Here is a 23,146-nt window from a genome sequence, read left to right as displayed (position 1 = left end):
CGCCGCCACTCAGTTATCCACAGCCCGCCGGGATCAGCTCCGGCTCGAGCTGCGAGCCGAAGAACTGGCAAGGATTCCGGCTGCGCGGGCGACTTCGCCGTATGCGGCCGTCAGGCTCGACAACGTCGAATGCGCGTTGCGGCCACTGGGGTTGGGGACCACCCACAGTTCGGTTGCGCGATACGGCGACGCCTGCTTGCCGGCCGCAGCGCGGCGCTGACCGAAAGCGTCTCGATATGCGGTGATGCCGAGGACTGCAACGACGCGCGGCGAGAAGTCTTCAACCATCCGGTCCAGTTTTCGCCGGCCGCTGATCAGTTCGGCGCCGGTGAGCTCGTCCGCGCCCGCGGTCGCCCTGCCGACCAGGTTGGTGATGCCAATCCCGCGGCGCAACAAGTATTTCCGATCGTCCGGTGTAAACCCCGACGAGGCGTCGATCAAGTGATCGGTGATGCCGGCCCGGTACAATGCCGGCCAGAACCGATTGCCGCGAGGCGCGAAATGCGCTTGTACCGCAGCGGTTCTCAGGCCGGGGTTGATGCCCACGAACAGCAGTCGGATGTGATCGGAGATCAGGTCGGGCACAGTGCTACCGTAAAACCGCTTCAGCTGCTCCCGGGTGAAGCGGAGTTCATCCATGGTGTGACGAAGCCGTGTTCAGCTGGGGCCGCCGGTGGCCCGCAGTATCGCGAACGAATGCCCTTGCAGCACAGCGCCATCGGCGTCGACGGCCGGCTCGTCCCAGGCCAGCACGACGTCGCCGCCGACCGGCACCCGTACCGGCTCGGCGCCCAGGTTACACACGATGCGCAGCCGCCCGCGCGACACGGCGATCCAGCCCTGGTCCTCGTCGTAGTCGACCGCGAGGTGCTCGAGCCAAGGGTCGGCGAGGTCGGGGTCGGTGCGCCGCAACGCGATCAGGTCGCGATACAGCCGGCGCAGGCGGGCGTGTTCGCCGTTGTCGACCTCGTCCCAGTTCAGCTTGGAGCGCACGAACGTCTCGGGGTCCTGCGGGTCGGGGATCTCGTCGGCGTCCCAGCCGTGCTCGGCGAACTCGGCCTTGCGTCCCTCGGCGGTGGCCCTCGCCAGCTCCGGTTCGGGATGGGAGCTGAAGAACTGGAACGGCGTGGACGCCGCGTATTCCTCGCCCATGAAAAGCATTGCGGTGTAGGGTGATCCGAGCGCCAGGGCCGCCTTGACGGCCAGTTGGCCGCCGGTCAGGTTCTGCGAGGGCCGATCCCCGAGGGCGCGGTTGCCGACCTGATCGTGGGTGCAGGTGTAGGCGACCAGGCGGGTCGCCGGGATGGCTCCGGTGTCCAGCGGGCGGCCGTGGCGGCGACGCCGAAACGACGAATAGGTCGCGGCGTGAAAGAAGCCCTGGCGCAACGTGTGCGCGAGGGTGGCCAGGCTGCCGAAGTCGCCGTAGTAGCCCTGGCGCTCGCCGGACACCGCGGTGTGGATGGCGTGATGAACGTCGTCGGCCCATTGCGCGGTCAGACCGTAGCCGCCGCGGTCGCGCGGGGTGATCAGCCGCGGGTCGTTCAGGTCGCTCTCGGCGATCAGCGACAACGGGCGCCCCAACTGCTGTGCCAGCCAGTCGGTTTCGGTGGCAAGTTCTTCGAGGATATGCATGGCGGTGGTGTCCACCAGCGCGTGGACGGCGTCCAGCCGCAGGCCGTCGGCATGAAAATCGCGCATCCAGCGCAACGCGCAGCCGATGATGTAGCGGCGGACCTCGTCGGAGTCGGCGTCGGCGATGTTGATGCCCTCGCCCCACGGGTTGCTCGCCGAGGACAGGTAGGGTCCGAACCGCGGCAGGTAGTTGCCCGACGGGCCCAGGTGGTTGAACACCGCGTCGATCAGCACGCCCAGCCCCTTTGCGTGGCAGGTGTCGACGAAGCGCACCAGCGCGTCGGGGCCGCCGTAGGGTTCGTGCACGCTGTACCACAACACCCCGTCGTATCCCCAACCGTGGCTGCCGGCAAAGGAATTCACCGGCATCAGCTCGACGAAGTCCACGCCGAGGTCCACCAGATAGTCCAGCTTGTCGACGGCGGCGTCGAGGGTCCCGGCGCCGGTGAACGTGCCCAGGTGCAGCTCGTAGATTACCGCCCCTTCGACCGACCGGCCGGCCCACCCGGTGTCGGTCCACGTCACGCCCGCCGGGTCCCACAGCTGCGAGCGGGCGTGCACGCCCTCGGGCTGGCGCGCGGAGCGCGGGTCGGGCAGCACGGTGGGATCGTCGTCGAGCAGGTACCCGTAGCGGGCGTCCGGCGCGGTGTCCACGCTCGCATGCCACCAGCCGTCCCGCGAGCGCGTCATGGGGTGCACCTCGCCCTCGACGTCGAGCCGGACCCGTTCGGGTTTGGGCGCCCACACCCGGAAGTCAGTCATGGTGTCGCTCCAGCAGCACGACCGGCAGGTCGGCGAACAACTGGGCCGCCGAGGTCGGTCCGTCCGCGACCGCCCCGGTGAGCGCGTCTTTCCAGGTGCCGTCGGGCAGCGGCAACACGGTGTTGCCCCAGCCCGTTTCGGCCAGCCGCACCGTCCAGCGGGTCACCGCGACCACGATGTCGCCGCCATTTGAGCCCCGGCGGAAGGCCACCACGTGGTCGGCCGCGTCGCCGTCGGCCAGCACCGGGACGTATTCCCCCCTCAGGAAGGTGTCCGGGTGGGCGCGGCGCACCCGCAGCGCGGTGGTGACGACCCGGATCTTCGGGTGCTGCAACTCGTGCAGGGCGGCGCGCCGGGCCGCGTAATCGACCGGGCGGCGATTGTCCGGATCGACCAGGCTGTCGTCCCACAGCTCGGTGCCCTGATAGACGTCCGGAATCCCCGGCACGGTCAGCGCCAGCAGCTTCTGCCCCAGCGCGTCACTGGCGGCGTGCGGATTGAGTTGCGCGACAAGCTCGGTCAGCTGCCCGGCCACCGGGCCGTCGAGCACCGTGTCCAGCCAGCGGTGGATCGCGTCCTCGAAGTCGGCGTCGGGGTCGTTCCACGAGGTGCGCCAGGCCGCTTCCCGGATGGCCTTCTCCGCGTAGCCGTGCAGCCGGTCGCGCAGCTCGCGGGTGACCTGCCCGTTGACCGGCCAGACGCCGAAGATGTTCTGCCACAGGAACTGTCCGGTCGCCGGGTCGGGGGAGGGGGCGCGGGTTTCCCACCGGGCGACGAACTCGGCCCACAGCGACGGCACCTGCGACAGCACCCCGATCCGGGCGCGCACGTCCTCTCCGCGTTTGGTGTCGTGGGTGGTCAGCGTCGTCATGGTCTGCGGCCACAACCGGGCGCGGCTGGCGGCGCTGTGATGGAACTCGGCCGCGCCGACCCCGAAGCGGTGCGGCTCGCCGCCGACCTCGTTCAGCGATACCAACCGGGCGTCGCGATAGAACAGGCAGTCCTCGACCGACTTGGCGGTGACGGCCCCGCACAGCTGCTGTAGCCGGGTGGCCGGCTCGCAGTCGCGGGCCAGCGCCGCGGCCAGCACCTGCAGCGCCGGGCCCAATTCCGGTGCGGCCGCCTCGGTTTCGGCCAGTGCGGTGGGCAGCAGCGCGACCAGGCCGGGGTAGTCGCTGCGGTAGACCCCGAGGTGGGTGAGCAACGCCGCCACCGCCTCGGGCAGCTGCGGGTGGTCGGCGCCGGCGGCGGCCGCGATGCTGCGGCGCAGCCGGGACAGCTCGCTGCCCAACGTGTCGGTGGCCGAACGGATCTTGAGGTCGGCCAGCATGTCCGGCAACGCCCGGTAGTCCACGCCGGAGGACTCCACCAGCGCGGTCAGCGCCGGGGCGCCCTGCGGATCCACGAAGACGCCGCCGACCTCACGCAGCACGTCGTAACCGGTGGTGCCGCCGACCGGCAGGGTGGGCTCGAGCGCCTCGTCGACCGCCAGGATCTTCTCGATCACGATCCAGGCCGAGGGGCCGACCAATTCGCGCAACCACGCCAGGTAGCCGCACGGATCGGACAGGCCGTCGGGATGATCGATGCGCACACCGTCGACGAGCCCCTCGGCGAACCACCGCCCGACTTCGGCGTGCGTGGCGTCGAAGACCGCGCGGTCTTCCTGGCGCAGCCCCGCCAGCGAGGTGATCGAGAAGAACCGGCGGTAGCCGCACACGCCGTTGCGCCAGCCCACCAGGCGGTAGTGCTGGCGATCGTGCACCTCGGGACCGGTGCCGCCGGCGGTGCCGGGCGCGATCGGCAGCGCCAGATCGCCCAGGCGCAGCACGTCCCCGTCGACGGTCAGGTCGGCGGCGTCCTCGTCGGAGCCCAGCACCGGCAGCACGATGCGGCCATCCTTGTCGAGGTCCCAGTCGATGTCGAAAAACGTTGCGTAGGGCGAAGAACGGCCGTTCCGCAGGACGTCCCACCACCAGGGGTTCTGCCGGGGCTGGTCGATTCCGACGTGGTTGGGCACGATGTCGACGACCAGGCCCAGGCCGCGCGCCCGGGCCGCCGCCGACAGCCGCGCCAGGCCGTCACGGCCGCCGAGCTCGGGGGACACCGTCGTGGGGTCGGTGACGTCGTAGCCGTGGCTCGACCCGGTGGTGGCGGTCATGATCGGGGACAGGTACAGGTGCGTCACCCCGAGCTCGTCCAGGTAGTCCAGCAGGTCTTCCGCGTCGGCGAAGGTGAACGCGGACCCGCTCGATTCACCACGCAGCTGCAGCCGATAGGTGGACAGCATGGGTAACTCCATGCGTCACAGAGTCTTACGCAAGATGAGCAACGAGCGTGAGGGCAGCGACACCTTCTCCTCGGCGGTCACCACCTGGTCGGGGCCCTCTTTGCTGCCCGTCGGTTCGTTGGTGTCCAGTTCCACCGTCCACTCCTGCGCATAGTCGTCGGGCGGCATCGAGAACTCCACCGGGTCGTCGCCGGCGTTGAAGCACAACAGGAATGAGTCGTCGACCACCTGCTCCCCGCGGGCGTTCGGCGCGGTGATGGCGTCACCGTTGAGGAAGACGGCCACGCACTTGTGAAAGCTCTCGCCCCAATCCTCGTGCGTCATCTCGCGGCTGCTCGGATTCAGCCAGGCGATGTCACGCACCTCGTCACCGCTGCGGATCGGCTCGCCCTCGAAGAACCGGCGCCGGCGAAACACCGGGTGCTGCTTGCGCAGCGCGGTCACCTTGCGCGCGAACGCCAGCAGGTCGGAGTTCTTGTCGACCAAAGACCAGTCCATCCAAGACAATTCGGAGTCCTGGCAGTAAACGTTGTTGTTGCCGTTCTGGGTACGCCCGAGCTCGTCACCGTGGGCGATCATCGGCGTGCCCTGGCTGACCATCAGCGTCGCCCAGAAGTTGCGCATCTGTCGGTAGCGCAGCTCGGTGATGTCGGGGTCGTCGGTGGGGCCCTCGACGCCACAGTTCCACGAGCGGTTGTGGCTTTCCCCGTCCCGGTTGTCCTCCCCGTTGGCCAGGTTGTGCTTTTCGTTGTAGGACACCAGGTCATTCAGCGTGAAGCCATCGTGCGCGGTGACGAAGTTGATGCTGGCGCTGGGGCGCCGGCCGGTCGCCTCGTACAGGTCCGACGACCCGGTCAGCCGGGAGGCGAACTCACCCAGGGTCGCGGGCTCACCCCGCCAGTAATCGCGCACAGTATCGCGATACTTCCCGTTCCACTCGGTCCACAAACCCGGGAAGTTTCCGACTTGATAGCCGCCCTCGCCGACGTCCCACGGCTCGGCGATCAGTTTGACCTGGCTGACGATCGGATCCTGCTGCACCAGATCGAAAAACGCGCTCAACCGGTCGACGTCGTGCAGTTCGCGGGCCAGCGTGGCGGCCAGGTCGAAGCGGAATCCGTCGACGTGCATCTCGGTCACCCAGTAGCGCAGCGAGTCCATGATCAGCTGCAGCACGTGCGGGTGGCGCGGGTTGAGGCTGTTACCGGTGCCGGTGTAGTCCTTGTACAACCGCAGGTCGCCGTCGACGAGCCGGTAGTACGCGGCGTTGTCGATGCCGCGGAAATTGATGGTCGGCCCCAGGTGATTGCCCTCGGCGGTGTGGTTGTAGACCACGTCGAGGATCACCTCGATGCCCGCCTCGTGGAAGCTGCGCACCATGGACTTGAATTCGGCGACGCTGGAGTTGCGGTTGGCGGCGTATTGGTTGTGCGGGGCGAAGAACCCGAACGTGTTGTAGCCCCAGTAGTTTCGCAATCCCAGGTCGAGCAGTCGCGAGTCGTGCATGAACTGGTGCACCGGCATCAGCTCGATGGCGGTGACGTTGAGCGACTTGAGATGGTCGATGATCGCCGGGTGGGCCAGGCCGGCGTAGGTGCCCCGCAGCTCCTCGGGGACGCTGGGGTGGTTCTGGGTCATGCCCTTGACATGCGCCTCGTAGATGACGGTTTCGTGGTAGGGGGTCAGCGGGGCTCGGTCGGATCCCCAGTCGAAGAACGGGTTGCTCACCACGCTGGTCATGGTGTGGCCCAGCGAGTCGACCATGGGGGGAGTTCCCGGGTCGGCGCCGTCGGCGTTGGGTCCGTCGGGGTCCCTTTCCCGGTAGGCCTTCAGGTCGTAGGAGAACAGCGCCTGGCCGAACGTGAAATCGCCGTGAAAAGCCTTGCCGTACGGGTCGAGCAACAGCTTGCTGGGGTCGCACCGGTGACCCGCCGCCGGGTCGAACGGTCCGTAGACGCGAAACCCGTAGCGCTGGCCCGGGTTGATGTTGGGCAGATAGGCGTGCCAGACGTATCCGTCCACCTCCTCCAGCGGAATCCGCGACTCGCCGCCCTGGTGGTCGATCAGGCACAGCTCGACCTTTTCGGCGATTTCGGAGAACAGGGAGAAGTTGGTCCCGGCGCCGTCGTAGGAAGCCCCGAGCGGATATGGGTTTCCCGGCCAGACGGTGGCGAGTTTGGGTTGTTGGTGACCGCCTGGTTCTGAAGCGGAATTGTTGGTGGACACCTATCGACCTTATCCGCGGTGCGGGATCCTCACGAACGTACGGCGGTCCGCGAGGCGGTTCACCACCAGCCGGTGTTCTCGGCGATCTGGCGGCCCAGTTCCGGCGCCATGGTCCGCATGTAGGTGGGGGACAGGTGGTGGGCGCCGTGGTAGACCAGGATGTTGCCCTCGACCGGGCGGCACACGTCGGCGCGGCAGATCGCGTCGGACATGTCGAGCACCTTGAGCTGCGGGAATTGGCTGACGAAGTCGAGGGTCTGGTTGCGGTCGGAGAGCAGATCGGACCGCTTGATCGCGCACGATTGCGGGGTCGCGCCCCGTTTGGCCAGGCAGTCCGCCGGGTCGAACGGCTGGCCGTTCTTCACCAGCCACGGGGTGTCTCGCATCCCGAGGATGGGAATGTTGTTGTCGGACAACGTTTGCCAAATCCCGATGTAGGTGGCGGGCATCACGTCACCGGACTTGATGTTCCACGGTCGGGTGGTCGTGGTGAAGACGTAGTCGGGCCGGTCGGTGACCAGTTTGGTCATCGTCTGTTGCACCCACTCGCGGCACTGCGGGTAGGGGGCGTTGTTGCCCATGATCAGCGGGACCTGCTCGGTCGACAGCGGGCAGCCCATCTTGAGATACGTCACGACCTTGAAGTGGTGCAGCTTGCCCAGGATGTCCAGCGCGGGCAGCCAGTGCTCGGCGTGCGACCCGCCCGCCAGCGCGATCGTGCGCTCGGCGGCGGCATCGCCGTAGGTGCAGTTGACCACCGCGGGGTTGACGAAGTCGCTGATGCACCCGTCCTTGGTCGAGGCGGGCAGGTCCTGTTTCACCTCCAAGACAGTGGGCCGCATCGGCAGTTTCGGCACGCGCACGTGTTCGGTCAGGGCCCGTGCGCCGGGGTAGTCCTGCGGGTTGAGGACGCTGAGCTCCTTGCCGGCCGACCGCAAGACCGTGACGTGTTGACGCCACGTGAACGACGTCGCCGTCAGCGTCACGCCCAGCAGCACGACCGCCGATCCCAGTACCAGCGTCGGCCGCCGGAGGCGGGCCAGCCACCGGGTGGTCGGCGCGGCCGGCCGGGGTGCCGGCTTCGAGGCCGCCCGGTAGCGCAGCGGGTCCTCGACGAGCCGGTTGGTCAGGTACGCCAGCACACCCGACACCACCAGCAGCACCGCGCCTTCGAGGAACGTGGCGTGCTTGTGACCGGTATAGGACAGCCAGAAGATGAGCAGCGGCCAATGCCAGAGGTAGAGCGAATACGCCATGGCGCCCAGCTCGACCAGCGGACGTGTCGCCAGCAGCCGATTGGGCAGCGGCAGCCGGCCCTCGGCGCCGCGCTGGTCCGTCGAGCCGGCTCCGACGAGGATCAGCAACATGGCGGCGCCGACGGGCACCAGGGCCCACGGGCCGGGGAACTCGCGCACGCCGTCGATGAGCGCCCCGCACGACAGCACCGCGCCCAGCGCGACCGTCGCCAGCGCGGTGCGCAACCACATGGGCCAGCGGATGCGGGCCACCAGCGCCCCGACCAGCGCCCCCAGCAGCAACTCCCAACCGCGGGCGAAGCTGTCGTAATAGGCGGCCGTCTGATTGTCCTGGTGCGCGATGACCGCGTAGACGAACGAGGCCAGCGTCAGCGCGCTCAGCACCACCAAAAACACGGTCTTCAGCCGTGCGCCCGGCCGACGCCCGCACAGGTACGCCAGGCCGGCGATCAAGACGAGGAAGCTGATGTAGAACTGGCCCTGCACCGACATCGACCAGATGTGTTGTAGGGGGCTGACGGCCTCGCCGGCGCGCAGGTAGTCGGAGGCGGTGTTGGCCAACTCCCAGTTCTGGTAGTAGCCGAGGCTGGCGAGGCTTTGGTCGGCGAAGGCCTCCCAGCGTGTTTCCGGCTGAACCAGGATGGTGAGCACCGCGCATCCGGCCAGCACGACGACGAGGGCCGGAACGAGGCGACGGACGAGCCGGATCACCTCGGCCACCGGCGACAGCGTGACCGCCGGGTTCAACGCGGCGCGAATGATCTTGCCGCCGAAGAAGAATCCGGACAGCGCGAGGAAGACGTCGACGCCACCGGAGACGCGGCCGAACCAGATGTGGAACACGGCGACGAGCGCGATCGCGATGCCGCGCAAGCCGTCGAGGTCGTCGCGATAGAACCCCTGCGATCCCCAGGATTCCGCGGTGGGCGCCCCCGAGTCCCCCGGATCGGCGGCGGCGATCGGTGCGGAAGAACGTGTCGGGGTCTGCATGATCGACCGCTAATTTACCCAAAACCCGCCACCCGTTCCCGACCGCGCGCGGCGGGGGAGCGAGTGGCGGGCGTCGGAAGGCAGCGGACGACCCGTGGGACTTACCGGGTGAGACCGGCGCCCGCCGGCTGCAACGGGGCCTGCTGGGTGGGCAGCTGCTGCACGGGTGCCTGCTGTAACGGCGACTGTTGCGTCGGTGCCTGCTGTAACGGCGCACGCTGGGTCGGCACCTGCTGCGCCGGCGCCTGTTGCGTCGGTGCCTGCTGTAACGGCGCACGCTGGGTCGGCACCTGCTGCGCCGGCGCCTGTTGCGTGGGGACCTGCTGCAGCGGCGCCTGTTGGGTCGGCACCTGCTGCAGCGGCGCCTGCTGAGCCGGGGCCTGGGGCGTCGGCGCGGAAGCGCCGAGGATGCGGACCATGTAGGGCGTCATGCCGTTGGCGCGCACCGGCGAGACCTGCACGACGTCACCGACCTCGAGCATCTGGTTGTTGCCCAGGTACATCGCGACGCTCTGCGTGCCCTCGGGACCGTAGAAGATCAGGTCACCCTTGCGGGCCTGCTGCGGCAGGATCTTCTGGCCGACCCGGTAGATCGCCCCGGAGGAACGCGGCAGCTTCACGCCGGCACCGGCGTACGCGTACTGCATCAGCCCCGAGGCGTCGAAACCGACGGTGTTGGCGCCGGTACCGGTGCCGCGGGTGGGGCCGTTGATGCCGCCCCCGGCCCAGGAGAACGGCACGCCGCGCTGCGACAGACCGCGGGCGATCACCACGTCGGTGGCCTGCTGATAGTCCATCGACCTGGCGCCCGGGTCGGCGGTCGCGACGGTGGGAACCACCATCGGCGCCCCGAGCAGGGCCAAACCGATCGCGAGGGCGTGGATGCGTTTCATGTTTCTGGCCTCTCAGGCGCTCGTGGGGCCTCGACGCGGTGACCTCGCGCGTCCGCCCCCGGTTCATGGATCGGGCGACGGCCCCCACGCTGGGGCCGCGCCGTCCATGGCACTTGCGTAGTGAACCGGCCCGTCAGACGGCCGTATTCACATCAGTCACAACCGCCACTTTGACAACAGATGGTGTTAGCCGCCAGGGCCCCGGGGGATTATTTGTCGTACCGTGACCGGACGGTGACTGGCGCGCCCAATCCCGTATGCGCAGTTGTGATTTCGGTCTCAGCCGGCTACGACGTAGCCATCCCGTCACGGGGCGGAGACGCCGGCCCGATCAGAGCCAATAGCGTTCGCTGAACAGGGTCAGCATCGTTCCCGCCGCGGAGCTCACCATGACCAGCGCCAGAGCCAGAACCGGCCAGAAGGACATGTACCAGCCCTTCAGGATGGACACCACCGGGCCGATGACGGCGGCGGTGAGGGCCGCCCCGATCCCGCCCCACACCACCGGGTGGATGTACAGATCCAGCCCGAAGGGAACCGGCCCGCAGGTCTCGTCCGCGCAGACATGCGCCAGGAAGCCGAAAAGCCGCGACGGCCAGGTCGTCGCCGTGGCCAGCACGGCGAGCAGGACCAGCAGGGTGACGGTGCAGACGACGTCCCACACCGCCAGCCGCACCCGGATCACCCGCGGCGCCCCGGGGGCCTCGGCGTCGTAATCCACCAGGTCGGGTGCGGGCCCTGCGCTGTCGGGCTGCTGCGGCGTGGCCATGATGTCCCATGCTTCCCGACGGCCCGGGATTGCGCGAATCGGCTGCTTTACCCTCGATCACTATGCCCGCGGCGAAGGCCGGGCTGACGCCCGAGCAGATCAGCGCGATCGACGCCGCGCACCTGTGGCATCCGTACAGCACGATCGGCGCCGAATCCATCGCACCCGTCGTCGCGGTCGCGGCGCACGGCGCCCGGTTGACCCTGATCCGCGGCGGCGAACCCGTCGAGGCGCTCGACGCCATGAGCTCCTGGTGGACCGCGATCCACGGGCACGGCCACCCGGTCCTGGACGCGGCCCTGTCCGCCCAGCTCGGCGCGATGAACCACGTCATGTTCGGCGGACTGACCCACGAGCCCGCGGCCCGGCTGGCCCAGCTGCTGGTCGAGATCACCCCGGCCGGCCTGGAGACGGTGTTCTTCAGCGACTCCGGATCCGTGTCGGTGGAGGTGGCGGTGAAGATGGCGCTGCAGTACTGGCGCAGCCTCGACCGGCCCGGCAAGCACCGGCTGATGACCTGGCGCGGCGGCTACCACGGCGACACCTTCACCCCGATGAGCGTCTGCGACCCCGACGGCGGCATGCATTCGCTGTGGACCGACATCCTCGCCCGGCAGGTCTTCGCCCCGCAGGTGCCGCGGGACTACGACGCCGCCTACAGCGCGGCGTTCGAGGCGCAACTGGCCCGCCATGCCGACGAACTGGCCGCGGTCATCGTCGAGCCCGTCGTGCAGGGCGCCGGCGGCATGCGCTTCCACGACCCGCGGTACCTGCGCGACCTGCGCGAGATCTGCCGCCGACACGACGTGCTGCTGATCTTCGACGAGATCGCCACCGGCTTCGGCCGCACCGGCGAGCTCTTCGCCGCCGACCACGCCGGCGTCAGCCCCGACATCATGTGCGTCGGCAAGGCGCTGACCGGCGGCTACCTGAGCCTGGCCGCCACCCTGTGCACCACCGAGATCGCCCACACCATCAGCGCCGGCGAGGCCGGCGCGCTGATGCACGGGCCCACGTTCATGGCCAACGCACTGGCCTGCGCGGTTTCGGTGGCCAGCGTCGAGCTGCTGCTCGGGCAGGACTGGCGGTCGCGGGTCACCGAGATCGGCGCCGGGCTGGCGGCCGGGCTCGAACCCGCCCGCGCGTTGCCCGGCGTGACCGACGTCCGGGTGCGCGGGGCCATCGGCGTCATCGAATGCGCGCGCCCCGTCGACCTCGCCGTCGCCACGCCGGCCGCGCTGGACCACGGCGTCTGGCTGCGCCCGTTTCGCAAGCTGGTCTACGCGATGCCGCCCTACATCTGCACGCCCGACGAGATCTCCCGGATCACCTCGGCGATGGTGCAGGTCGCCCACCTCGTCGGCTAGCAGTGGCGACCCGCTGCGCCCGGCGTGGACTATGCGGCGACCCGCTACGCCCGGCGTGGACTATCCGGCGACCCGCTGCGCCCGACTACGCCGCGCTGGCGGTCGCCGCGGCCGGGCTGGCGGTCGCCGCGGCCGCGCGGGCGATCGCCACTAGGCTGAGCCCCTATGAACGCCTCCCCGCAGGCACCGATCGACGTCTCCCCGCTGGCCTGGCTGGAGGCGGTGGAACGGCAGCGCCGCGAGGCGGGGCTGCGCCGCTCGCTGCGGCCGCGCCCCGCCGTGGCCACCGAGCTGGACCTGGCCTCCAACGACTATCTGGGGTTGTCCCAACATCCCGACGTGATCGACGGTGGGGTCGCCGCGCTGCGCCTGTGGGGCGCCGGGGCGACCGGGTCCCGCCTGGTGACCGGCGACACCGAGCTGCACGAGGAATTCGAGACCGATCTCGCCGGCTACGCCGGGGCGGCCGCGGGCTTGCTGTTCTCCTCGGGCTACGCGGCCAATCTGGGGGCCGTCGTCGGGCTGTCCGGCCGGGGTTCGCTGCTGGTGTCCGACGAGTTTTCGCACGCCTCGCTCGTCGACGCCTGCCGGCTGTCGCGGGCCCGGGTGGCGGTGACGCCGCATCGCGACGTCGGCGCCGTGGAGGCGGCGCTGCGGGCGCGCGACGAGGAACGCGCGGTCGTCCTCACCGAATCGGTGTTTTCCACCGACGGCGCCCTGGCGCCGCTTCGCGAACTGCACGACGTGTGCCGTCGGCATCGCGCCCTGCTCATCGTCGACGAGGCGCACGGCCTCGGGGTGCGCGGCGGCGGGCGCGGGCTGCTGCACGAGGTCGGGCTGGCCGGTGCGCCGGACGTGGTCATGACCACCACGCTGTCCAAGGCGCTGGGCAGCCAGGGCGGCGCGGTGCTCGGGCCGGCGTCGGTGCGCGCCCATCTGATCGATTCGGCGCGCACGTTCATCTTCGACACCGGCCTGGCCCCGGCGGCAGTGGGTGCCGCGCGCGCCGCGCTGCGGGTGCTGCGGGCCGAACCGTGGCGCGCGGACGCCGTGCTGCGCCATGCCGGCATCCTCGCGGAGGCCTGCGGGGTACGCGAGCTACCGCAGTCGGCGGTGGTGTCGGTGATCCTCGGCGACCCCGACGTGGCGGTGGCCGCCGCGACCGCCTGCCTGGACGCCGGCGTACGGGTCGGATGCTTCCGGCCCCCGACCGTGCCCGCCGGCACCTCGCGGCTGCGGCTGACCGCGCGCGCGTCGCTGGACGACGCCGAGCTGGACCTCGCACGCCGGGTGCTCACCGACGTGCTCGCCGGGCTTGGCTAGGGCACCCCGGTGACGGTCCTGGTCGTCACCGGCACCGACACGGGGGTCGGCAAGACGGTCGTCACCGCGGCGCTGGCCTGCCACGCCCGCCGGGCCGGCCTCGACGTGGCGGTGTGCAAACCGGTCCAGACCGGCACCGATGACGGCGACGACGACCTCGCGGAGGTGGGCCGGCTGTCCGGGGTGACCGAGCTGGCCGGGTTCGCCCGGTACCCGCAGCCGCTGGCGCCGGTGGCCGCGGCCGAGCAGGCCGGGATGCCGCTGCCCACCCGCGAGCAGCTGCTGGGGCTCATCGGGGAGTTGGACCGGCCGGGGCGGCTGACGCTGGTCGAGGGCGCCGGGGGCCTACTGGTCGAACTCGGTGAAAACGGTGTCACCGCACGCGATCTCGCCGTCGCGCTCGGCGCCCAGGCGCTGGTGGTGGTCAGCCCGTCGCTGGGCACCCTCAACCACACCGCGCTCACGCTGGAATCACTTGCCGCACACAATGTTTCGTGCGCCGGGCTGGTGATCGGGGCCTGGCCCCGGTGCCCCGGGGTGGTGGAGGCGTCCAACCGGTCCGCGCTGGCCCGGTTGGCCGCGGTGCGCGCCGCGCTGCCCGCGGGGGCGGCGTCGCTGGACGCGGCCGACTTCGCCGCGCTGTGCGCAGGCGCATTCGACCGCGACTGGGTCGCCACGCTGGCCGGCTGATGGTCCACTCCATCGAGCTGGTCTTCGACCGCGACACCGAGGCCGCGATCCGAAACATCTGGGAAGCGTTGGCGGCGGCGGGAATTCCCAGCCAGGCGCCGGCCAGCCGGCCGCACGTGACGCTGGCGGTGGCCGAGGGCATCGCCGCCGACGTCGACCCGCTGCTGGCCCCGCTGCGCAACCGGCTGCCGCTGGGCTGCCTCGTCGGCGCGCCGGTGTTGTTCGGCCGCGGCAGCGCCGTTTTCGCGCGGCTCGTGGTGCCGACCGGCGAGCTGCTGGCCCTGCACGCCCGCGTGCACGAGCTGTGCGCCCCGCATCTGGTGCCCGGCCCGATGCCCAACAGCCTGCCCGGTCAATGGACCGCGCATGTCACGATCGCCCGCCGGGTCGGCGGCGCCCAACTCGGCCGCGCGTTGCGCATCGCGGGCCGGCCCGCCCAGATCGACGGCAGCTTCGCGGGTTTGCGCCGCTGGGACGGCAACAAGAAGGTCGAGCACCTGATCGGTTAGTGGCGACCGCAAACGCGGTGTGGCGGGGGGGCGGAGGGTCGCCCGTCGGTGCATCGCACAGAAATTCTACGGTCGTTGACTTATCTCCGTCGATGTCGTTAGCTTGAGTGCGGAGAAACTCCGCAGTTGGGGAGTTATGCGGTGCCGGTTTCACGACGGGTCGCGCGCCGGGGCATCAAGGCGCCCGACTTCCTGCGGCGGGACGCCCTCGCCGTATCTGGCGTGAAAACCATTGGGAACGCGCGAGTTACAGGCTCTGAGCGAAGGGAGCATGATGCGTACAACGACTGCGGCGCTAGGCAGCGCGGCGTTTTTTCTCGTCGCCCCGGGGACCGTCGCCGGGCTGATCCCCTGGCTGATCACCGGCTGGCATCGCCATCAACCGCTGCCACACTGGGTGATCGCCCAGATCGTCGGGGTGCTGCTGATCTGTGTGGGCCTGGTACCGGTGGTGTCGGCGTTTGCGGAGTTCGCCAAGGCGGGCGGCACCCCAGCACCCGTCGCGGCGCCCCGACGACTCGTCGTCAGTGCATTCAACCGGTATGTCCGCAATCCGATGTACGTCGGCCTGCTGGTGGTCATCGTCGGCCAGGCCCTGCTGTTCGGCAGCCTCGGCACGGCCGTCTACGCCGCGGTGATGTGGGCGGTGACGGCCTCGTTCGTGCGCTGGTACGAAGAACCCACCCTGCAGCGCCAATTCGGGACCGACTACGAGGCCTATCGGCAGGCGGTGCCCGCGTGGTTCCCGCGACTGCGCCCGTGGACGCCCGGCCCGACATGACATCGCCCGCCGGGCGCGGCGCCCCGGCCGCACATCAGCGTTCGTCGCGCTGCGGCGCCGCGCGGCTCACGGGGTGGCCGACAGTGCGAACTCCTGCCCCATGGCCTCGTGCACCCTGGCGCGTCGCTCGTCGATGGCGCGGCCCAGGTCTTGCAGCAGCAGCGGCTTACTGGTCACCAATTCGACGAGGTGGTCGCGATCGATCTCCAGCGCGGTGATTTCGTCGACCGCCTGCGCGTCGGACAGGTTGGGCTGCCGGGTCAGCGCGGTCACCCCCAGGAACGAGCCCTCGTCCAGCCCGCCGATCGCGACCGCCGTTCCGTCCCTGGCGGTGGCGGTCAACCGCACGCCGCCCGCGAGCAGAAACGTCATCTTGTCGGGAACCCGGCCGGCGTGCTCGACGATCTCGTTCGCCCCGTAGCGAACGATTTTGGCTTGCGATACCAGGGCCTGCTGGTCCGGTGGACTCAGGCGCAACGCGGGAGCCACCACGGTCCTGATGGCCCGCTCGATGCGCTCGGTCGTCGAGATGTCGTCGTCGGCGCCGTCGAGGCGCAGGCCTTCGCGCCGCGCGGCGTACCAGAGCCAACGCAGGAACGTCGCCTGCGCGGCGGAGTCGTCGGCGGGCGACCGCAATCCGACGGTGAGGTGATACTCGGCACCGCCTGCGGGCGTCGCGGCGGCCATTGCGTTGGGCCTGCGCTGCGGCAGCGCGTTGGCCACCCGTTCCAGCAGCGCGCAGACCCGGTCGGGCGGGTCAGCCTCGGAAAACGTTGTGGTAAGTGCCAATTGGTGGCCGCCGGGCGGGCGGCTGAGGTTGGTGAACGAGGTCGTGGCCAGCACCGAGTTCGGGGTGATCTGTAGCCCGCGGCCGGTCTGGATGTGGACGGAACGCCAGTTCGCCTCCACGATCCGTCCCCGGGCCGCGGGGGTGTCCAGCCAGTCGCCGATCCGGAATGGCTGTTCGAACAACATGAACAGCCCCGACACGATCTGGCCGACGGAATTCTGCAGCATCAGCCCGATCACCACCGAGGTGACACCCAGCGCGGTGAAAAGGCCGCCGACGCGCACGCCCCACACGTAGGAGAAGATGACCGCCAGCCCGATCCCGATCAGCACGAAGCGGGTCACGTCGAGGAAGATGCCCGGAATCCGTTGGCGCCACGTCCCTTGCGGTGCGCCCTCGAACATGGTCGCGTTGAGTCCGGACAGCAGCAGCACCAACACCACGAAGCCGAACACCGTGGCGAGAACCCGCACCGACGTGAACTGCGCCGGCATCCGCGCCACGTTGACCAGCAGCACCAACAGGGCGCCCAGGGGGATCACGTAGGTGCGCAACAGGAACGCGGGCCGGGCCAGCGGGCTGTTCTTGCGGGCCAGGCTCTGATGCCATTCGGTGAGGGCGATCAGCAGCAGCGGCAGGCCGACGACCACACCGGCGGCCCAGTACAGCGATGGCGAATCCAAGGATGTCACGGCCCTGCCCTTATCCTTCCGACAACTTCCAGATCTGTTGCTCGACGCCGGCGACCGTGATGGTGCCCGCCGGCGTGAATTGGCGGATGTCGCGCAGCGCCTCGTACACCGTCGAGGTGACAAAGATCCCCGTTTGCGTTGTGCTGCTGCGTGTTTGATGAGCAAGGTTGACCGCCGCGCCCCACATGTCGTAGACGATGCTGGATCGCCCGACCAGTCCGCTGATCACGTTTCCGGTGTTGATGCCGGCCCGCAGGTCCAGGTGGTAGCCCGTCCTGCCGTTGAAGCGCGCGATGATGTCCTTCATCTCGACGGCGAACTCGATGGTGCGGTGGACGCTGTCCAGGCGGGGGAAGTTCAGGCCGCAGCTGGCGAGGTAGCCGTTGTGCAGCGTGCGAATCGGCTCGATGCCAAGGGATTCGGCCGCCGAGTCGAGTTCGCGGATCAGCTCGTCGACGATGCCCACCAGTTCGCGCCCGGAAAGCCTGCCCGAGATCTCGTCGAGGCCCACGAGGTCGGCAAAGAGGACGGTGACGTCCTGGTGCTCTTCGGCGATCGTCTGTTCACCCTCGCGGTAACGCCTTGCGACCGGCTCGGGCATCAATGACCCGAGCAGCCGGTCGTTTTCCTTGCGTTGCTCGCCCAGCAGCTCTTCCTTGATCTGCAGGTTTCGGCTCATCTCGTTGAACGCGGCCGTGAGTTCCCCGATTTCGTCGCGGGACGTGACCGGGATCGCCACGTCGTAATTGCCGGCGCCGATCTCCTGGGCGCCGGCCTGCAACCTGCGGATGGGTCGCACGAAGATCTGCGCGACCAGCAGCGCCGCCACACAGATCACGAAAACCATTGCGGTGGTGGTGATCACGAGCGTCTGGGTGAGCGACATGACGCGGGCGTTGGCCTCGGCGGTTTCCCTGGTCGCGACGATCGACCAGTGCAGGTCGGAATTGGGCACGGACAGCGGGGCGTAGGCGGCGAGTTCGCGCCGGCCCAGATAGCTGGTGTCGGTGAGGGTTCCCGTCTCTCCGCGGTCGGCGGCGCGCACCGCCGCGGTGGCCACGGGCTGAACCAGCGTGGTGCCGCCCCACCTGATCGCCGTGTCGACGGCGGACGGCCGGGTTCCGGCCGCGACCGCATCCCGTTTGTATCGCTGGGGGTCCTCGAGGAACAGCCGCGAATCCGAGCGCATCAAGTGGTCCGGACCGGCGAGATACGTTTCGGCGGTGTCGCCCATGCCCGCGGCTTTCCACTGCTTGTCGGCGGTCATGATCCGATTCACCTTGGCGATCGGCAGGGGCAGCGCCAGCACCCCGGCCGCGTTGCCGGGTGGACCGATCGGCGCCGTCAACCACGCGATGGGCTGACCGAGTTGAGCCTGATAGGGCGCGAAGTCGGTGATCCACACGAAATCCACCGAGTTGGCGGCCATCGCCTTCTCGTAGGCGTCGCGCAGGTTGGATTGGCGATACGGGCCGGTGCGGACATTGGTACCCAGCGACGCGGATTTCTTCACGCTGTAGACGACGTTGCCGCGGGTGTCGAGCAGCACCGCATCCCGGTATTCGAATCGGGTTGCGATCTCGCGAAAGTAGTCGTTGAAGCGCGCATTGGCGGCCGACCATGCGCTGCCGTCGCCGGCGTCGTCGGGCGTGGGTGCCGACTTATCCGAGGACCGATTCGCCGCCACCGTGTAGTGCGCCTGCAGGTACTTCTGCGCGTTGTTGCTCGGCAGCACGGCGTCGAGGGCCAGCTTCTTGCCGGTGTCGCGCTCGATCGGTTCGATCAGCTTTTTGGTGTAGAAGTCCACCAGCGCGCGTTGCTGCCCGGGGTCAACGGGAGCGTTGGCGAGTTGGTCGAAGCCGGCGGTGAACTCGCGCACCGCGTCCAACGCGGTGGTTCCGTGGCTGTAGACCACCAGCGAATCCGATAGATCCGAGAACAGGGTCTCGATGGCCCGTTTCTGCGCCGCGCGCATCTGGGTCATCCGCTCGGAGGCCGCGGGCAACAGCGCGTTGCGCGCCGCGACGTATTCGACCGTTCCGATCACTCCCAGCGACGCCAGGCTGGCCACCAGCAGCATCAGCATCACCTTGGACTGAATGCTGAATCGGGACAGCGCTCGCAGGCGACGCCACGTCGTTCGGGCCGGGTTCTGCTCGTCCGGGGGGACCGGCTCGGTCGAGCGCCCAGCCATCAATCGAGTTCGGTCAGGGTTCGCGTTACGGAGGAGCGCACGCCGCAACGCCTACCCACCGAAGAGCAGATACAAACCGGTGAAGGTGTAGCCGACCATCACCAGCATCATGGTCAACTGTCCGGTGAGCTGATGGCCGGCGGGCAGCAGTCGCAGGGCTTTGTCGTGGGCGGCGATCACCGCGACGATGTGCCCGGTGACCACGCAAATCACCTTGATCGCCGCCAGCACCGGCGGATGCATGGACAACACGTAGGCCACGTGTAAGTGCGCCAGGCCGAACAGGTTCCAGCCGCGGCCGAACGGGTCGGCCAGCGCGAACACCGCCTGCTGTCCGCGCTCCACCAGATACGACAGGTAGTGCGCGAAGATGTAGCCCACCACGATCGGGATCAGCGAATGCGCCATCTGGCCGGGCAGCGCGCGGCGCCGCTCGCGGTCCACGCCGCCGGTGGCCCGCGCTGCCAACGAAAACGTCACCGCCACAACGGAAATGAAGACGATCAGCCCGGCGGTGCGCAGCGCCGACGACGCTAAAGTGGGGGACACGCCGACGTCCCGCGTGAGCCGATCGGCGAAGCCGCGCCAGGTCGGCGACGACGAGAAGCTGTCGAACGCGGTGGACCCGAGCAGCACCGCCAGCAGCACGACGACGCCCGGACGCACCGGCAGCGACGGCAGATGGTCGAGCGGGTTGCCGACGACGATCCGCCCGGTCTCCCGATTGCGGCGAAACGGTGAGAGCCGGGAGACGGCCATGCTGTACACGCCGAACGGGTCGGCGCGCGCCAGCCAGCGCTGCCCGCACAGCCAGGCCCCGGCGAGCATCAGCACGGCGTAGGCGGCGATCCACGTCCTGATCCAGGGCAGCGACGCCGAGTTCGGGCTGGCCAGTTCCATCCACACGAACGCGAACAGGCCGACCGCGGCGGGGCGGTAGCCCCAGCCTTCCGGGTAGGACCGCCGCGACCGGCCGATCCGCCGCGGCGTGACGCGGCGCAGCAGCAGGTACACCGTGCGCATGGGCGAAATCACCCGCCACACCGGCCCGAAGGCCAGCGACAGGGCCACCAGCCCGACCCACAGCAGCACGTAGAACGCGCCGAGCAGCGCGTTGGTCTCCGACTGGGGGCCCCAGATCCCGGCCGACACCGCCCACAGCGCGAACACCAGCGCCAGCGCCGCGGCCGTCCAGCGGCTCGCCCGGGCGTCGACGAACGCCGTCAGCGCCGCCGGCAGGGGCCTGCCCGGCTTCAGCGGATCGAACCGCGGCTGTCGCCAGGCGAAAGCGACCAGGGCGAAGGTGAACGTCAGCGCCCATGCCGCCCCGACCATCGCGTAGGCGTACGGCACCGGAAGGTCGCCCGACCCGCCGAGCCCATGCGCGAGCACCACCGCCGCGTGGGCGGAGGTCACGGCTGCACTTGGATGGTGGCGATGGTCCGGTCGAGATGGTGCAGCTCCACCGCGACGTTGCCGGGCACCTCGACGGCGAAGTCAAACGTCTGGTGGGGCGCCGCCGCGACCTGGAACTTGTGGTCCGGCGTCGAGTGCACGTGCAGCTCGTCGGTGGCGTCGCTGGTCACGTGCAGGGTGATCTGCTGGCGCACCTTGGCCTGCAGTGTGGCGTTGGTCGGGGTCACCTGACCGTGGGCGATGGTCACGTCGATCACCAGCGGCGCCGCCGGTGACTTGTCGGTGGAACCGCCGCAGGCGACCAGCCCGCAGACCAGCGCCGTCACCCACGCCGCGAGGAGAGTGCCGCGAATCGTCATTGCCCTACGCCGCCCGGGGAGCGGGCTGCTTGTCCTCGACGGGCTCCGGCTCGGTGACGGCGTTGCCGAGCCGCCCCGCACCCCACGTCAGGCCGGCGATGACCATCAGCGTCATGAACAGCACCACGATCGAGCCGGCGGTGAACAGCCACACCGGCGCGTTCTGGTCGCGTTCGCGCTGCAGGATTGTGATCTCCTGCACGAACGGGCGGTTCATTGCCGGCAACGCCGGAACCTCGGGCGCCGGGATCGCCTCGTCGGCCGGTTCGTAGATCGGCACCGCGGTCATCGTGTAGCCGTCCTGAACCCGCAACAGCGTCTTCCACGTACCCCACACCGGAAGCGGGCGCGTCGACCGGTAATGCCCGGGACCCACCTGCTCGAGCTCGTCGATCTGTAGACCGCGATTGTTCTCCATCCGGCCCTGCCAGGACAGGATCGTCACCCACTCCGGATGCCGGCCGACCATGTCGGACGGTTGCAGTTGGACGTCGGCCGAGACCATGCGCTGCCCGGGCGCCGCGGGCAGATCGGTCAGCGTGATGGCGGCGTTGTTCTGGCGCGGCACGACGATGTGCAGGCCGTTGGCCACCGCGCCGCCGATCACCAGCACCGTGACCACCACCACCGAGATGCCGGCGGCGCGGCCGGGGAGCCGCTGGCCGGTGAGCACCATGCCGAACAGCGCGCCGCACATCCCCATCAACACCGCGACCGGCACCGCCATGGCCAGTGCCTCGCCCCACATGCCGATCGGCCACGGGTAGTGGTAGACCGCCGCGATCCACAGCGACTCCAGCCCCAGCCCGACGGTCCCCACACCGAGGCCCGCGACGGCGCCAAATGCGATGGGGCGCTTGATCAGCGGAGTCAGCGCGATCAACTCGACCGCGAGCGCGGGGCCGAGATACAGGGGGAACCAGTTGATCGGGGCCCCCAGGATCGGCCCGACCAGCAATGCCACACCACCGCGCAGCGCGATGGCGAAGACGGCCGCGATCAGGGCCGCGCCCCGTCCCATGGTGATGCGGGCGGCCACCGCCGCCAGCGCCGCCGCCGCGGCGATCATCATGGGCTGCAGGACGAGGCGGAATTGCTCGACGCCGAAGTCGTATTCGATCTGATAGACCGACAAACCGATGAACATGCCGCCGAACGACAGGTAGCGCAGGAACGTGATGAACGCGCCGTGCAGGACGTCGGCACCCAGTTGGGCCTCACCCTCGCGCTCGAGCATCAGCACCGCGAACAGCGAGAAGCAGGCGCCGCCGATCATCATCAAATGCGTTGGTCCCCACAGGGTTACGTCCTGGCCGAAGATGCGGTGCCAGATGTCGTCGAGCGGGAACCCGATCAGCGCGTACAGGCCGCAGCCGGCCATCAGCACACCGCCGACGGGGGCCTGCCAGTTCCGGGTGATGCGCACCGCCGCCGGGCCGGGCTGCTCGAAGGGCAGCACGACCGCCGTCATTCCGCCGAGGAAGATGCCGAACAGCCCGATGATGATGAAGTAGTGCGCCGGGTTGGCCAGCGGGCCGGGGTCGCGGCCATTGCCGATATGCCAGCTGACGTCCCAGATGAAGCCGAACAGCGCGCAGATGATCGATGTGGTGAACACCAGCACCGGCAGGGCGACCCAGCTCGGCCGATGGAATTTTTCGCCCACCTTGTCCGCGAGGCGGGCCAACCAGGTGATGCGATGCGTGCGGTGGGCGTGGCCCACCCACAGCATCAGCAACGTGATCACCACCGCGGCGATCGAGAGCCCGATCACCTGGTCCAACCCCGCACCGCGCGCCGGTGCCTCAGCAACAATCGTCAGTTCATTCGACCGCATCGTCGTGCCTCCCACTCGCGCCGGGCTGCCCCGGAGGATCGATTGAAGTCAACCGCTTATTACTGTCAAGTAGGTTCGTGATTGTTTGTTTAATGCCCAGATCCGGCGCCCGTCAATCACGCTCTTGGTCGGGCGTGTCGGGTTTCGCTGAGTCGGCGGTGGCCTTGGTGGCGCCTGTGACGTTGCGGCCTTCGCGGCGGTCGCGCAGCGCGATGTACAGGATGACGGCGACGACGATCACCGCAGGCAGGAATGCCGGCGCCGCCAACAGCAGGTAGTGGTGCGCCAAGTATTCGAGGTGCGGGGTCACCATGGTCGTATACCCAGGGGTAGGCGGAGTTCTTCGGCCGTTACCCTACTTTGAACACCT

At 69.3% G+C, this 23,146-nt stretch carries 18 protein-coding genes; 5 read left to right on the top strand and 13 right to left on the bottom strand.

The features are described 5' to 3' along the window. Positions 1-33 precede the first annotated feature (33 nt). The 7 genes from K883_RS23255 to K883_RS23225 form a co-directional block, all read right to left on the bottom strand. Positions 34-639 (bottom strand): mismatch-specific DNA-glycosylase, encoded by a 606-nt coding sequence (locus tag K883_RS23255; protein WP_020822841.1) that lies wholly within the window; start codon positions 637-639, stop codon positions 34-36. Positions 640-657: 18 nt separating this feature from the next. After that, on the bottom strand, positions 658-2,394 hold the full coding sequence (gene treZ / locus K883_RS23250) for a malto-oligosyltrehalose trehalohydrolase (protein WP_020822840.1): 1,737 nt from the start codon (positions 2,392-2,394) through the stop codon (positions 658-660). Beyond that, positions 2,387-4,696, bottom strand: a complete 2,310-nt coding sequence (treY, locus tag K883_RS23245) for a malto-oligosyltrehalose synthase (RefSeq protein WP_020822839.1) — start codon at positions 4,694-4,696, stop codon at positions 2,387-2,389. Before treY ends, treZ begins: the two co-directional genes overlap by 8 nt. Positions 4,697-4,699: 3 nt before the next feature. Further along, positions 4,700-6,910 (bottom strand): glycogen debranching protein GlgX, encoded by a 2,211-nt coding sequence (gene glgX, locus K883_RS23240; protein ID WP_020822838.1) that lies wholly within the window; start codon positions 6,908-6,910, stop codon positions 4,700-4,702. Positions 6,911-6,969: 59 nt separating this feature from the next. Next, entirely contained in the window at positions 6,970-9,156 is a 2,187-nt protein-coding gene (locus tag K883_RS23235; RefSeq protein WP_020822837.1) for an acyltransferase family protein, read from the bottom strand. 101 nt (positions 9,157-9,257) lie between these two features. Next, complete coding sequence (gene ripD / locus K883_RS23230; RefSeq protein ID WP_020822836.1) at positions 9,258-10,049, bottom strand: NlpC/P60 family peptidoglycan-binding protein RipD; 792 nt, start codon at positions 10,047-10,049, stop codon at positions 9,258-9,260. 331 nt (positions 10,050-10,380) lie between these two features. Beyond that, a complete protein-coding gene (locus tag K883_RS23225; protein ID WP_008257820.1) occupies positions 10,381-10,818 on the bottom strand; it encodes a hypothetical protein in 438 nt (145 codons plus the stop codon). Positions 10,819-10,880: 62 nt separating this feature from the next. On the opposite strand from K883_RS23225, the gene K883_RS23220 reads away from it, so the two are divergent. The 5 genes from K883_RS23220 to K883_RS23200 all read left to right on the top strand — a co-directional run bounded on the left by K883_RS23220 (position 10,881) and on the right by K883_RS23200 (position 15,488). Next, positions 10,881-12,185, top strand: a complete 1,305-nt coding sequence (locus K883_RS23220) for an adenosylmethionine--8-amino-7-oxononanoate transaminase (RefSeq protein WP_020822835.1) — start codon at positions 10,881-10,883, stop codon at positions 12,183-12,185. Positions 12,186-12,350: 165 nt separating this feature from the next. Beyond that, complete coding sequence (locus K883_RS23215; RefSeq protein ID WP_020822834.1) at positions 12,351-13,508, top strand: 8-amino-7-oxononanoate synthase; 1,158 nt, start codon at positions 12,351-12,353, stop codon at positions 13,506-13,508. Positions 13,509-13,517: 9 nt separating this feature from the next. Further along, positions 13,518-14,198, top strand: a complete 681-nt coding sequence (gene bioD, locus K883_RS23210; protein WP_020822833.1) for a dethiobiotin synthase — start codon at positions 13,518-13,520, stop codon at positions 14,196-14,198. Further along, on the top strand, positions 14,198-14,707 hold the full coding sequence (locus tag K883_RS23205; protein WP_020822832.1) for a 2'-5' RNA ligase family protein: 510 nt from the start codon (positions 14,198-14,200) through the stop codon (positions 14,705-14,707). Before bioD ends, K883_RS23205 begins: the two co-directional genes overlap by 1 nt. Before the next feature lie 271 nt (positions 14,708-14,978). Continuing rightward, entirely contained in the window at positions 14,979-15,488 is a 510-nt protein-coding gene (locus K883_RS23200) for a methyltransferase family protein (protein WP_020822831.1), read from the top strand. 66 nt (positions 15,489-15,554) lie between these two features. Here K883_RS23200 and K883_RS23195 read toward each other — a convergent pair whose 3' ends face one another. From K883_RS23195 to K883_RS23170, 6 genes are all read right to left on the bottom strand, one after another. Beyond that, complete coding sequence (locus K883_RS23195) at positions 15,555-16,970, bottom strand: mechanosensitive ion channel domain-containing protein (protein WP_231504783.1); 1,416 nt, start codon at positions 16,968-16,970, stop codon at positions 15,555-15,557. Positions 16,971-16,980: 10 nt separating this feature from the next. Further along, complete coding sequence (locus K883_RS23190) at positions 16,981-19,164, bottom strand: adenylate/guanylate cyclase domain-containing protein (RefSeq protein WP_020822829.1); 2,184 nt, start codon at positions 19,162-19,164, stop codon at positions 16,981-16,983. Positions 19,165-19,215: 51 nt separating this feature from the next. Beyond that, positions 19,216-20,580, bottom strand: a complete 1,365-nt coding sequence (locus K883_RS23185) for a hypothetical protein (protein ID WP_020822828.1) — start codon at positions 20,578-20,580, stop codon at positions 19,216-19,218. Beyond that, entirely contained in the window at positions 20,577-20,939 is a 363-nt protein-coding gene (locus tag K883_RS23180) for a hypothetical protein (RefSeq protein WP_014385129.1), read from the bottom strand. Before K883_RS23180 ends, K883_RS23185 begins: the two co-directional genes overlap by 4 nt. A 4-nt stretch (positions 20,940-20,943) precedes the next feature. Beyond that, positions 20,944-22,776, bottom strand: a complete 1,833-nt coding sequence (locus K883_RS23175; protein WP_036456153.1) for a hypothetical protein — start codon at positions 22,774-22,776, stop codon at positions 20,944-20,946. Between the two features lie 112 nt (positions 22,777-22,888). Continuing rightward, positions 22,889-23,089, bottom strand: coding sequence for a hypothetical protein (locus K883_RS23170; RefSeq protein ID WP_020822826.1), 201 nt, complete (start codon positions 23,087-23,089; stop codon positions 22,889-22,891). Between the last annotated feature and the right edge of the window lie 57 nt (positions 23,090-23,146).

This window comes from Mycobacterium sp. TKK-01-0059 (assembly GCF_000709305.1).
Taxonomy (GTDB): domain Bacteria; phylum Actinomycetota; class Actinomycetes; order Mycobacteriales; family Mycobacteriaceae; genus Mycobacterium; species Mycobacterium intracellulare.
Note: the sequence above shows the minus strand (reverse complement) of the source record. Positions and strands in the feature narration are given on the sequence as shown.